Source organism: Acinetobacter sp. ANC_7553 (genome assembly GCF_056779895.1).
The window spans coordinates 18,543-31,965 of the sequence record NZ_JBWYIV010000003.1; the positions used below are offsets into that span (position 1 = coordinate 18,543).

General features: G+C 38.9%; 14 protein-coding genes. 1 reads left to right on the forward strand and 13 read right to left on the reverse strand.

From position 1 onward, the window contains the following. Nucleotides 1–20: 20 nt before the first annotated feature. From AC1M9I_RS03205 to AC1M9I_RS03260, 12 genes are all read right to left on the reverse strand, one after another. Entirely contained in the window at nt 21–1,487 is a 1,467-nt protein-coding gene (locus AC1M9I_RS03205; RefSeq protein WP_481610668.1) for an aldehyde dehydrogenase, read from the reverse strand. A gap of 18 nt (nt 1,488–1,505) precedes the next feature. Then, nucleotides 1,506–2,297: an aspartate dehydrogenase gene (locus AC1M9I_RS03210; protein ID WP_481610669.1), complete on the reverse strand. Its 792-nt coding sequence runs from the start codon at nt 2,295–2,297 to the stop codon at nt 1,506–1,508. A 9-nt stretch (nt 2,298–2,306) separates the two neighbouring features. After that, entirely contained in the window at nt 2,307–3,101 is a 795-nt protein-coding gene (locus tag AC1M9I_RS03215; RefSeq protein ID WP_481610670.1) for an SDR family oxidoreductase, read from the reverse strand. 24 nt (nt 3,102–3,125) lie between these two features. After that, nucleotides 3,126–3,938: an alpha/beta fold hydrolase gene (locus AC1M9I_RS03220; RefSeq protein WP_481610671.1), complete on the reverse strand. Its 813-nt coding sequence runs from the start codon at nt 3,936–3,938 to the stop codon at nt 3,126–3,128. Between the two features lie 16 nt (nt 3,939–3,954). Next, nucleotides 3,955–4,476, reverse strand: a complete 522-nt coding sequence (locus tag AC1M9I_RS03225) for a cupin domain-containing protein (RefSeq protein ID WP_481610672.1) — start codon at nt 4,474–4,476, stop codon at nt 3,955–3,957. 111 nt (nt 4,477–4,587) lie between these two features. Then, nucleotides 4,588–5,811, reverse strand: a complete 1,224-nt coding sequence (locus AC1M9I_RS03230; RefSeq protein ID WP_481610673.1) for an MFS transporter — start codon at nt 5,809–5,811, stop codon at nt 4,588–4,590. A 44-nt stretch (nt 5,812–5,855) separates the two neighbouring features. Further along, nucleotides 5,856–7,064 carry an NAD(P)/FAD-dependent oxidoreductase gene (locus tag AC1M9I_RS03235; protein WP_481610674.1) on the reverse strand — a complete coding sequence of 403 codons (1,209 nt, stop codon included), beginning with the start codon at nt 7,062–7,064 and terminating at the stop codon, nt 5,856–5,858. A 24-nt stretch (nt 7,065–7,088) separates the two neighbouring features. Further along, a complete protein-coding gene (locus tag AC1M9I_RS03240; protein WP_481610675.1) occupies nt 7,089–8,018 on the reverse strand; it encodes a VOC family protein in 930 nt (309 codons plus the stop codon). Nucleotides 8,019–8,028: 10 nt separating this feature from the next. Further along, a complete protein-coding gene (locus AC1M9I_RS03245; protein WP_481610676.1) occupies nt 8,029–8,793 on the reverse strand; it encodes an SDR family oxidoreductase in 765 nt (254 codons plus the stop codon). Continuing rightward, entirely contained in the window at nt 8,786–9,853 is a 1,068-nt protein-coding gene (locus AC1M9I_RS03250) for a Rieske 2Fe-2S domain-containing protein (RefSeq protein WP_481610677.1), read from the reverse strand. The genes AC1M9I_RS03245 and AC1M9I_RS03250 overlap by 8 nt, the downstream gene beginning before the upstream one ends. 17 nt (nt 9,854–9,870) lie before the next feature. Next, nucleotides 9,871–10,170, reverse strand: coding sequence for a recombinase-like helix-turn-helix domain-containing protein (locus AC1M9I_RS03255; protein ID WP_481610678.1), 300 nt, complete (start codon nt 10,168–10,170; stop codon nt 9,871–9,873). Nucleotides 10,171–10,197: 27 nt separating this feature from the next. Continuing rightward, nucleotides 10,198–10,503: a non-heme iron oxygenase ferredoxin subunit gene (locus tag AC1M9I_RS03260; protein WP_481610679.1), complete on the reverse strand. Its 306-nt coding sequence runs from the start codon at nt 10,501–10,503 to the stop codon at nt 10,198–10,200. A gap of 263 nt (nt 10,504–10,766) precedes the next feature. On the opposite strand from AC1M9I_RS03260, the gene AC1M9I_RS03265 reads away from it, so the two are divergent. Continuing rightward, nucleotides 10,767–11,582, forward strand: a complete 816-nt coding sequence (locus tag AC1M9I_RS03265) for an IclR family transcriptional regulator (protein WP_481610733.1) — start codon at nt 10,767–10,769, stop codon at nt 11,580–11,582. 349 nt (nt 11,583–11,931) lie between these two features. On the opposite strand, the gene AC1M9I_RS03270 is transcribed toward AC1M9I_RS03265, so the two are convergent. After that, nucleotides 11,932–13,407 carry a DUF6035 family protein gene (locus AC1M9I_RS03270; protein WP_481610680.1) on the reverse strand — a complete coding sequence of 492 codons (1,476 nt, stop codon included), beginning with the start codon at nt 13,405–13,407 and terminating at the stop codon, nt 11,932–11,934. Between the last annotated feature and the right edge of the window lie 16 nt (nt 13,408–13,423).

Here is a 13,423-nt window from a genome sequence, read left to right on the forward strand (position 1 = left end):
GTGTCTATTAATCAGATGGGTTAGTCCGCCCACGGGTTCGCCTGCTCGTTTAAACCTAAATAAATACTTTTTTGTTGCATATAAGACAAAATGCCCGAGCGACCTTTTTCACGACCAATCCCACTGTCTTTAAAGCCACCAAATGGCGCGCTAATCGAGAATTTTTTGTAGGTATTAATCCACACTGTACCCACTTCTAAGGCACGGGCAATTTTCCATGCTTTACGATAGTTTTCAGTCCAGATACCCGCTGCTAAACCAAAGCAACTGTCATTTGCTTGCTCAATTAAGTCTTGTTCATTGTCATAAGACATCACGACTAAAACAGGTCCAAAAATTTCTTCTTGGCAAGTTTGCGCGCTATTTTTTAAGCCTGTAATAATGGTCGGTTTGTAAAAACTACCTTTTGCAAATTCACCGTCAGTAATGGCTTCACCACCCGTTACAACTGTACCACCCTCTGACTTTGCAAGTTCCACATAACGATGCACCGATTCCAAATGTTTTTGATTAATCAGTGAACCCATATGAACATTTGCTGTTTCTGGATGACCTACACGTAAACCTTCGGTAATGTCGACCAAACGCTGCAAAAACTCATCGTAAATTGACGAGTGAATAAATAAGCGTGAACCTGCAATACATGCCTGACCAGCCGAACTGAAAATGCCGTAAGCAATGCCTTTCGCTGCAATTTCAATATCTGCATCTGGAAATACAATTGTTGGCGATTTACCACCAAGCTCTAACGAAGTCGTAATCAATTTTTCGGCTGCAATATGCGCTAAATGACGACCTGTCGTTGTACCCCCAGTAAATGAAATTTTGCGCACCAAAGGATGTTGTGCAATCGCATCACCAATGACCGAACCACGACCCACAAGCACACTTAAAATACCTTTTGGTAAGCCTGCTTCTTCAAAAATTTTTGCAAGCTCTAACGCAATCAATGATGTCGCTTCAGCAGGTTTTAAAATAACTGCATTCCCTGCCGCAATTGCAGGTGCAAGTTTTTGTACTTCACTGGCAATCGGTGAATTCCAAGGTGTGATTGCTGCAACAACACCAACGGGTTCATGTACGCTCATGGTCATGAAATCAGGTGCACGTTGAGTTGTTAACTCTTCATTAAAAGTTTCACATGCAGCGGCAGTAAAACGTGCAGTTGCTGCAGCACTCATCACTAAAGCACGTGTTTCAGATAAAGGTTTACCATTGTCACGTGTTTGTAGTTTTGAAAGTTCATCGGCACGTGACTCAATAATATCTGCCACGCGATATAAAATTTTTGCACGCTCATGTGGTAGCGAATTACGCCATTCGGGCTTACGCCAAGCTTGATCTGCTTTTACAATTGCTTCTTCAACATCTTCTAAACTGGCTGTTGAAATTTCGGCATTCACTGAGTTATCTGCTGGAAATAGGCTTTGAATCACATTCCCTCGACCAAGACGCCACTCACCTGCAATATAAATTTCTTTTACCATGGCACTCACCTATCCCTTTTAAATCTGAATTGTGTCTACGCTATTTCTGCATGCACGAATGACGCTCAGTGCAGCCAATGTTGATGTTTTCGGATTACTTTCCAAAGGCACACCAATCATTTCTATACTCATTTGACCAAAGCGACCTTCTGCCACAATGGTGTGTTTGTTTTGACTAATATGTGGATCGACCGTAAGCTCGACCATCGTTTCATCCATACCGATACCAGCTAAAGCAATCGTTGCAGCGACATTGGCATTTGCAGGAAAATTCAATGCAGCTTCTCGGGCTGTTCCTGTATAAAATACTGTTGCTTCTTTTACGTTATCTAAATCAATTAACTTTTCTGCGTAACTACCACGCCAACTGTTGGGACTTTTACAGCCCTTATAAGTCACCTTTTCTAAGCCACCTTCTTTAGCAGCCGCAATGCCATCAATTCCAGCAATTGCTCCTGCCAGTAAATGAAGATGCGCGCCCGATTGTTCCGCTGTTTTTTGTAGCTCTTCAAAAAAGGCGGTATCTGCCAACGTGCCTACTGAAATCAAACCTATCGTCCAACCACGTTTTAATACTTCTAACGCGTGTTCTTTAACCGCAGCTTGACCTGCAACTTCAATCACATAGTCAGGTGTGCCATCACATTCTGAAATTTTTGCAATGACTTGCACATTGTCAGCAACCTTTTCTTTGACTGAATCGATGCTACGTTCAGGAACAACCACCCACTTCAACTCAAGGTCTTTGGGCAAATGTGAACAAACTTCATTTGCCATTGCGCCAAATCCAATCATCATCAATTGTTTCATTGCATCACCTCAAATATGCTTATTGAAGCCACCCGATACATCGATAGTTGAACCCGTCGTATAAGATGCCATTGGTGAAGCAAGGAAAACTAATGCACGTGCTGGTTCTTCAGGTTTGCCCAATCGTGCCATCGGAATGCCACGTTTTTTTGCAATATTTCCAATCCATTCTTCCCAAGATTGAGTTTGGTCAGAACGCTCTGCAAAACGGCGTTTCCATTGTGCAGATTCAACCATGCCTAATAGAATCGAGTTCACGCGAATGTTGTATTGAGAAAACTCATGAGCCATTGAGTGCGTTAAGTTCAACAAGGCAGCACGTGCTGAAGACGTCGCAATCATGTGAGGCTCTGGCTGTAAAGCCAGTAGTGAATTTACGTTGGTAATAGAACCAAAATTCGACTGCTTTAAAGCGGGTAAAAATGCTTTTACAGGATGCAATACACTAAAATATTTCAGCTCAATTTCTTTTAACCAGTCTTCATCTGCGGTGTTTTCAAAGTTTGAAACACGTCCCTGACCTGCGTTATTAATTAAAATATCTACACCACAGAATTCGTTTTGAACTTGCTGTGCAAAATTTTCAACATCTGCTTTATCTAAAACATTACAAGTTGCTGTAAATACTTTGGCATTTGGATAACGCGCTAAAATTTGTTCTTTTGATTGTGCTAGGCGTGTTTCATCTCGTCCACACCATGCTACATTTGCGCCTTCTGCAACAAGTAATTCAACCGTCGCCAAGCCTATACCAGACGAGCCACCGGTAACTACTGCATTTTTTCCACTTAATTGGAAGCTCATATCCTTATCTCACATCCGTGCTGTTTAAAGCGACAATAAAATTTGATTAAACTGTTCTGCTTGATCGAGGTAACTTAAATGACCAGCATCTTCAATTTGGTAGCATTGGTTTAATTCGTAGCTTTCTGCCAATGCCTGAATATCTTTTGCGGGAGTAATGCCATCAGACATTCCCATCACCACATGGGTATTTTTTTGCTTGTGTGTTAAATAACTTTGTATTGCGTCATATGCCAATAAATAAGACGCTTGAGTGAATCCTTTTAAACTAATGCTCTGCATCACCAGCTCAATCAGTGCCATAACAGGTGCTGTGGCATGTGCAACTAAATGTGGACCACGCGATTGCGCCATTCCTGTTGCACCTAATGTTTGCAACATTTTCGGACGTTTTTCAAAAACGTCTTTTTGCTTTTGTTCATCGAAGCCTTTATACCCTTGCGCCACATTGGCCAATACCAATGCTTCAACACAATCTGGATATAACGCATTAAAGGCGGCTGCTTGTAATGCTCCAAGTGAATGACCAACTACAATTGCTTGATCTACATGCAATGCATCGAACATACTTTTTATACGATGTGCATAATCAGCTGCATTTGGCTGCATTGTGTCTAAAGCATCGGATAAGCCATAACCTGGAGCATCCCAAGCAATAAGATGAAAGTGATCAGCTAAATCTTCAAATTGTTTGATCCAAGATGCAGAACCCGAGCTAATACCATGTAAAAGTATGATCGTTTTGCCTTTGCCAGCTTCACGGTATGATTGAGTAACACCATTAAACTGCACAGTTTTTAACTCAAATTTTGCAACTTTATCGACTAGATTCATCACTTCCATCCCAATTAAATTAACGCTTGATTTTTGACAGTGGATGTTCAGGTGGATAATTTGGAATAGTTGGTTTCCCTGTTCCTAACATCACACACATCAACGCATCTTCATCGCCTGGGTTAAACAAACCACGGTAAATCCCTGGTGGAATCGAAATTAAGTCACGCTCTTTTAAACGTGTTGAGAATTTCTCACCTTCATGCTCAATGAATAAGTCAATTTCACCGCGCAACATGAAGAACACTTCTTCTACGTCATGATGAATATGTAATGGACCTTCACATTTAGGCGGTAAAACCATCGTTGAAAATGTAAAGTTTTCTGCAGGTACTGTATTGCTATCACTTGCTACACCTGTTGCACCTGTTCCCATATAGCGCATTTGAGCACGACGATATTTCGGGTCGTAATCTGCTTGGAATTTCAACGCATCAAAGTCATATTTGCGTGTTTCAAAACGGGCAATACGACCGCCAATCCACTCTTCTAAAGATTTGCCTTCTGGCTGTTTCCATGATTCAAATTGTTGAGTTGACATGAAAGTCGCTCCTTTTCAATATCGGTTGAAGCTTTCGGGGATGGCTGCTTCAGCCTGTTTATGACCTCTGTACAATGTGTGTTTCTCAACACACATTGTCTTTTGTGTTTATTAATAACGTTTAAGAAGTGGTACTAAGAAGAAAGCACCCACCACAGCAACTGCTGCTAAGAACGTGATACCTAAGTTGAAGCTACCTGTTTGCATCACAATTGCACCAATAATGACTGGCGCTGCTGCACTCGCAAAGTTACCTAAACCGTTGAAAATACCACCTGCTGTTGCACCGACATCTGCTGTAGTAATACGAGCAAGTAAGGCAAATACTGCTGCGACACCAAAGCCCCAAGCCATCGCACTTGCTGACATTGCTAAAATCACTGCGATTGGATTTGTTGCAAGCACCATCACATACATGAAAATACCTGCCACCAACAAACCGCCACTTACTTGAATTGCGCGCTTGCCTAATTTGTCTGAGAAAATTGCCCCAACAATCTCACCAATGAGCATGGCAATGAATGGGAAGCTTGAATAAATACCAAACTCTTTTAAGTTGAAGCCTTTGTCTTGAATAAGATATGACGGTACCCAACTGTTGAGACCCCACAAGTACGTCATCAAGGCAATGTTGAAAATACAGATCAACCAGAAAGCACTGTTGGTCAAAAGCTTTTTGGTATTTGAAACATGATCTTTAAAGTTCACACGTTTCTTCACACCTTCTAAATCGACAGTACGTTTCAGTTCTAAGTTACGTAAACCGAAGTAAACCAGTGCCATAACAATAAGTGTTAAAGCCGCCATAACAAAGAAAGTTGAATGCCAATCATAATGCGCAAGCACATACGCTGTGATTGGGAAACCTAAGAACGCACCGATTGGCGTACCCAACAAGAACATTGTTGAAGCACGAGCTTGCTGACGGTCTGTATATGTCTGTTTTACAATGGTATATGCCAATGCAAACAATGGACCTTCCGCTAAACCCAGTAAAATACGTAATACAACGAGTGTGGTGAAATCAGAAGTGAAACCCATAATTGCCATGAGAACACCCCATGACGCTACGCTCCAAAACAACATCTTTTTAGGGCAGAAAATATCGCCTAAAAAGCTTAAAAACATAGATGAGAAACCATAAGCCAACAAGAAGCTGGTCATTAGCCATCCTAGTTTTGCTTTGTCATTTCCAATTCCCATCACATCTAAGAATGTTTTATCAGAAAACAAAACCGCAATACTAATTTTGTCAAAAAATGCGAGCACTACGCAGATCATTAAAATGATTGCGGGTGTCCAATGTTTTAAACCTGTTTTTTCTTCACTAACCATCGTGCGTTCCTTCGATTATGTGTACAGTGAGTTTCCCAACACCGTTATTTCAGTTTCATTAGATTAAAATTTGGATCTTGTAGTTGTTTTGGATCGAGCTGTGTAGCATTAGCTATCCATCTTTTTGCAAGCTTGACCAATTTGGCTTCATTCACGGCAATCATATTGATGAGTCGATTTTGATCATCAAGATAAAAAAAGCTTTGCTGATATGGGTTAGTGCAACGAGTAACAAACTGAGCCGTTTTTTCCGGTTGATACAACCCCAAAATCTGAATATTGCATTGATATTGATCTGACCATAACCAAGGGATATCTTGATAAGCAGTCAAATCCCCTAACATTGATTTTGCAGCTGATATTGCTTGGTTTTGCGCATTCGCCCAGGATTGAATACAAAAACCGAGTTCAGGATGAATTGCCACATCACCTGCAGCATAAATATCTGAGTCCGACGTCTGCCCATACTGGTTTACGACAATTCCATCTTTCACTTCTAGACCAGCTTGAGCTGCAAGATCTTTTGCAATTTCAGCACCAGCTCCTACCACCACACAGTCAAAAACTTCAGTCTGTTGACTTGGATTAAAGACTTCGACTTGTTGATCAGAATGCTCAATCAAATGAATATTTGTTGAATTCAGATGAATTTTCGTCCCAGAATGTTCATGTAGATCCTTTAAATATGCTGAAACTTCAGGACTTACACTACGAGCACAAAGACGACTTCCATATTCAAATACCTCAACACTCTTACCCTGTTGTCGTGCAGTGGCTGCTATCTCTAACCCAATCCATCCTCCACCAATAATTGCTACTTTATGAGCTGTCTCTAAACGCAACGAGAGGTTATGACAATCTTGAATATCACGAAGCGTAAAAACATTTTGTATGTTCTTCCACGCACTCACTGGAATCCTAGCTTTACTGCCAGTTGCGATTAGTAACTTGTCATAATCTAAAGTTTTACCGCTTTTCAATAATAAAGTCTTACGCTCTTTATCGATCTGCAATGCATAATCAGGCTTATGCCAAATCACTGAAAAATCATTAACTTGATCCGAAGAAAATAGATTCAAACTTTCCACTGTTGCTTCTTTAGAAAGCACTTGCTTAGACAAAGGTGGACGTTCATAAAACACATTTTCTTCATTTGAAACAACATGAATTTCACCGTCATATCCCTGATTGCGAAGCGTATGAACAGCCCAACCTGCAGCTTGTCCAGCGCCCACAATTACAATTTTATTCATGCCGATCTCCCAGTCTTTTTTAGACTATGCTGGTTTAACTTGGCGACGAGTTTCATGGTCCAAACCACCTTCTATCGCCCATTCAGTGAAAAGTTCTAGTCGATGCTCTTCTTCGCGTGGCTGCCACTCTTCAGTCAAATAGTCATCGTTCGTGTAATATTCAAAAGCACCACCTAATGGTGAATTCACATACCAAAAATATGCAGATGAAATCGGATGACGACCTGGTCCAATAAATGTTGACCATTGCTGACGGTTCATATTCAGACCACCACCAATCACTTCGTGAATATCACGAACCACAAAAGCGACATGGTTTAAACCAGCAGGTTTATTGGGAATAGACAATAGGAATAAATCGTGATGGAAACCTTCGCCACGACAGCGTAAGAATGCGCCACGGTTTGTGTAAGCATCCGATAAATGGAAACCCAATTTTTCAATATAGAAAGCTTGTGTTGTTTTTAAATCTGGAGTGAAAAATACAACGTGACCAATATCAACAGGTTCTGCTTTTTCATAAACAGGGCTTGCTGCATTGACACGCTGAACGTTACCAAATTGGTTAATGCCTTCTGTACGTGCTTGAGCAACATCTTTCATAATCGTTTTTTCGAAAACAATGGTCATGCCATTTGGATCAAGACATTGCACTTTAGTACCATCTGCTAAAAATTTTGGCTCAGCAGAAAGTTTTGCTTTTAAAGCTTCAATGTCTTGATCATTTTCAACCCCCCAAGTCACTTCACGCAAAGTAGAACCTGCTTCAATCGCTTCTGGTAAACGTGCATCTGTAATATCAAATAAATAAACCTTGCAGCCATTTTGTGTTTGGTATAAATCTGCACCTTGAATATCTGAAGTAGTTGCTGTTAAACCAAAATCTGCCAAAAACGCTTTTGCTTCAGCTCGATCTTCAACACCAAATTTTAGAACTTCAATACCTGTAATCATGTGTTGCTCCTTAATTAAATACAAAGCCGCCATTTACAGGAATGTTTTGACCCGTCACAAAAGAAGACATATCTGAAAGTAGATAAATCGCTGTGCCGTTTAAATCCTGTGGATGTTGTTGACGTTGTATTGCTCTTCCATTGACATACAAATCATGACGATCTTGAGGTACATATTCTGTTGCTTCTACTAGCGTTAAACCTGGGCTAATGGTGTTGACACAAATATTGTCTTCACCCAATTCACGTGCCATAGAACGGGTCATTGAAATAATTGCCCCCTTACTTGCAACATAAGCCATTAAACGCTGAGCACCCCACATTGCAGTGTCCGATGCAATATTGACAATTTTTCCTGAACCCGACTTTTTCAAATGTGGAACGCATGCTTGTGTCACCAACCAAGTGCCTTTTACATTGACAGTCATCACGCGATCCCAAAGATCTTCGTCATATTCCATGAGTGACACACCGCCAACACCTGTTGCCAAAGCAGCACAGTTAATTAAGCCATCTAGACCATTTAACTTTGCAATCGCTTGATCTACCGCTTTCTGAACAGATGCTTTTTGACTTAAATCAATTTCAACTGCAGAAACATCTAATCCTTGAGCAGATAAAGCAGCAGCTTCTTTTTTAACTAAATCTGTCAAAATATCTGCCATGACAACCGAAGCTCCTGCTTCAGCGGCAGCTTGAGCAAAATCACGCCCTAAGCCACGTGCAGCACCCGTTACGAGCACTCGTTTACCTGCTAAAATTGGCAGATTAGCCATGAGATGCTTCCTTCATGTCAATGCGGTTTTCATTGTGAGAACCTTGAAGTTCTGCAAACTTTTTAAGCTGTTTCTCTGCTTCTTTTTTCATAAGGCGACGTAAGCGAGATAAACCAACATCATGCTGATACAAGAATTCATGCTGACGTGCATTTGGCGCTAAATTTTCTAAAATAATGCGGTCTTGCTCTAATACATCCCAATGCAATTGTTCTAAATGATTGCGGTACAAGAAGCGCCATACATTACGTTGCCAACCAGAAACTTTACGGCAACGCCAGAAAAAAACGCGTGTATTTTTTTCATCAATTGGCGTCGCAAAACCAACAATCCAGAATTCACCACCTGGACCAAACTGTTTACGATATGGAATAGATAAACGTAACCAAGCTGCACCTGTTTGACCGTATTCAACCCAGTCAAAGTTCACACCTGTTTGACCTTCTTTTTCAAAAACGAAACCTTCTTTTGTTGGACGATGTTTCATTTCTGCAGTTTTTTCACCTTCAGCCATTGAGTGCGATGTGCAATGCAAATAAGTCCCATGCATTGGATCCATTACGTTATCAACTGCATATTGATGGTTGACTTTCCAGTCCGCCATGCAAAGAAATGAACTCCATTCATCACTAGACAGTTGATCAGGTAAGGTCAATTCTGCTGGTGCTTCTTTAGCATCAATACCAAACCAAATGAAAATTGCACCATTGAGCTCTTGAGTTTGATAGGTTTTTACGCAGTCACTGCCTTTTAATGGGCAATCGTGTACAGCAGGTACATCTTCCACCACACCATCATGACGTACTTCAACACCGTGATACCAACACGCAATACGGTTTCCTAAGTTCCAACCTAATGATAAACGCGCACCACGATGCGGACAGCGATCTTCAAGTGCATGGACCTGACCTTTGTCATCGCGCCATACCACAATATTTTCGCCTAAGCGTGTGATACCCACAGGATTAGAACCCACTTCCCAACTTGCAAGTACTGGATACCATTGGTCACGTAAACCAAAATCTAAATATTGTTCAACATTCATATTTGCAATATTCATTTCGATGTCCTTATCTGTTAATAACCTAAACGTTGCATTTCAGCCGAGAAGCTTTCAACTGACCACTGATGACCAGATTCATCTCTAAACCCTTGATTGTTTAATGCTTGTACTAAGTTTTCTAATTCAGTTACACCTGCTGTGAATGCTGTAATTAAATGCTGAATAAAATCTTGTTCATATGGACTCGGTGCTTTGTAACGGTTTTGCCAAACCAAGTGCTCTACTTGTCCTGGAATTTGAATATTATTAATCCCTGCATCACTTGATGGTGTAGCGTTAATCCAATTTGCTAGCTTTTCGTTATATAGCTTCATTTGTTTTCTTCCCTAATCTCTTAATATTTAAAGCTGAATTTGAATATCGTCGTTTTCAACTCTCACGGGATATGTACATAAATCTCGACAGCCTGGACCACTTTCTAAACGCCCAGTTGGAATATCAAAAATCGCTTCGTGCAACGGACATTCGACGGTGGAATCCTCAATAAATCCTTCTGTCAGTAACGCGTATGCATGTGGGCAAACGTTTTCAATTGCGAAATACTTTTCTTCAATGAAAAAAATTCCAATTTTTTTCTCATTGATCTCAATTGCTTTTGGTTCTTCCTCTGCAACATCATCGACTTTACAAACAGATATCCAATTCATGAGACCACCTCCATGTTTTACCAACAAAACTTTATTTAATATTTAAAACATGCATTCAGAATAATCTTTAATCAAAATAATTGTCAATTAATATTTTTTTAGTAATCTCATATGCTTATATAAAATAAATATCTTGTAACGTTTTGATTGATAAATTTTGTTTTGTATATAAACATTGTGAAGAAGGTGAAAGGCCGTTAAGATATGGTGCAGGGCATCCCCTATATGGGGCAAGGTTAACTATAGTCAGAGCAGGTTTGTTGATGAATTCAAATGAAGTACAACTAATGCAAGATCCTGAAGCAAACAAAAATGAAGATCGTTACTTGGTTCCTGGACTGATCCGAGGATTAGCAATTCTTGCATTATTTGATGAAAATAATCAGGAAATGACTATTTCTGAAATTGCAGAAAAGATTGATGTGAATCGCTCTAGTGCTTTTAGATTAATTTATACTTTAGAGCACTGCGGTTACCTTAGAAAACTGACACAAAAAACTTATGCATTAGATAGCCGAGTTATGTCACTTGGTTTTAATAGCCTATCTAAACTATCACTAAATGAACTTTCATCACCGATTATGAAAGAGTTGCGTGATAACTTAAAAATTGCAGTCCATCTATCTATATTAGAAGGTACAAATGTTGTATTTATCAATAATGTACAATCTACGGGTGCATTCACAAGCACAGTTCATATAGGTACACATTGGCCTGCTCACGCAACTGTGATTGGTCAGCTTATGTTATCTAGACTATCTACAAGTGAAGTAAAGAAACGTTATACAAAGTTTACCGATTGGAAGGTTTTCTCAGAGCTTACACCTCATGATTTAGAAAGCCTATTAACTCGACTTGATGAAGTAAAAAAAGAACCTTTTTTGGTAAGTTGGGGACATTTCAATGCAGATATGGCAGCATGTGCTGCGCCGATCTATAATCAATCAAATAAAGAAATAGTTGCTGTATTATCTGTTAGTTGTCCAATTAACACATATGATGAAAAAACCTTCCACTCAATAGTGGCTCAAAATTTAATCAAAAGTGCTAATAAAATTTCCGATTTTATTTACAAGTAATATGCACTCTTTGAGTGCGTTCTATTATTTTTACGATTTAGAATTAACAAGCTTAGCTTGGATAAAGATTTTGATTCACTTTATATATTAATAGAAATTTCCAATTATTTTGTTGGAATAAATACGGAATGCATCATAAAGCTATAGGAAAAATTACTTGATTTTTTCAACCTACTTTAGCCAATTCAATTGGAATTAATTCTTATAATCAAATTCAAATCATTCTGATATAAAACCTTATTGACGACTCATAGCGATACACCAGTAATATTTTCTGAGGTGGTGGCAATTGAACTCACCAAAAATCCCTTATTAAATCTAGCCATTAAAAAACTTAGACTCAAGATTTTTACCCCAATTTACCCATTCCCCAATCGATCAACTTCCCCTCAAATTCAGGTACTAAAAACTCTATGAGTTCATTCAGATCATGCTTATAGATTTTTAACGATTCTGGCTGTTCTTTATATTTTTTATAACGCTCTACCCACCTACCTGATTTATCTCTTTCTACTAAGAGATCCGGTTTTCCAGTCACTTTCAAGGTAAGCATAAAGTGTTTGATATATTCAGGATGATGCTCTACCAAGTTATGTGCAACACTAACCATATTAGTAAAGCCATTCCCTACAACAAAACCAGTTCTTGCACTTAAAATTGAGTTAATTACCGTCTTAAAAGGTGCATGTAGAATATACTTTGGTGTATGAATTCCTATTAATTCAAGTTCGCTTCTGAGAGCAAACCACTGAATGTTGAATTGACCATCGGTAAGATAATAATTGTTCGCCCATAGCTCGTTGAATTCACCTAATAATTCAGATTTGCTCTTCACTGAGCTTTGTATTAGGGGCTCTTCCTTTTCGAGTGAATCTATATATTTTTGAAACTTCAACTTATCTGTATGAATTTTACTTTCTTGAAGATAATTGCGTTTTATACCTAGTTTTTCTATTAACTCATTGTAGTTAGATTGATAATCAAAATAATAAATCTGCTTCGTAACATCATCATGGATCAAATCCTGAAACTTAACCAATGCCCTATGCCATGTATTGATGACCTGATTATTCTGTATTTCAGGTTTTAGATAATGACATTCTAAGATAAAAGTATTCCTTTTGATCGACTCAGCAACCGTTTGACTATTTACCACAAACGCATTAGCATTATTATTGTAATAAATATCCTGCATTGACTGCTTCTTTGCTTTTTCTGTTAGTTCAAATTGGTTAAAAATCCATATTAGACAAGCATTATTATCTTTATAGAAAATTTTTCGATCGATAATAATATTCAAAAAAGTTGTAGAAAGTTGTCCTTCAAAGACTATTAATTGCTTTTGATACACAGCCGATACATCGGGTCTACGCCATTCTTTTAAATCAATACTTTTACGAACCTGTTCAATCTGAATATCACTAAATAATTCATCAACTTGAAGGCATCTATATATATTTTCTTTAAGTAGTTTATGTTGTTGCGTTTCCTTAGCAATTTGATATTTCAGTGCTGTTTTCTCTTCCTCTGATAACTGCTTAATATTCTTTACAGGGCATTGGAAGTTCGGATTATTTTCTAGCTCAGGAATATGTTTGAAATAAAAGGTTGCTGAATCATTAATATGCGTAGTTCCTGCACGTCTAGCAAGAGTCACAGGAGATTGACACCATGCACAAGTAAAATTAGGATTGGTTTTATCTCTCTTATATCTTTCTCTAATTTGGCTACGCCATTGCGTCAACTCCATTTCAGACTGTTGGAAGAATACATCAACATCAATCCACATATTTTGATCTGTATCAACTATATGCACTAACTTCATGTATTCCTCTCAACCT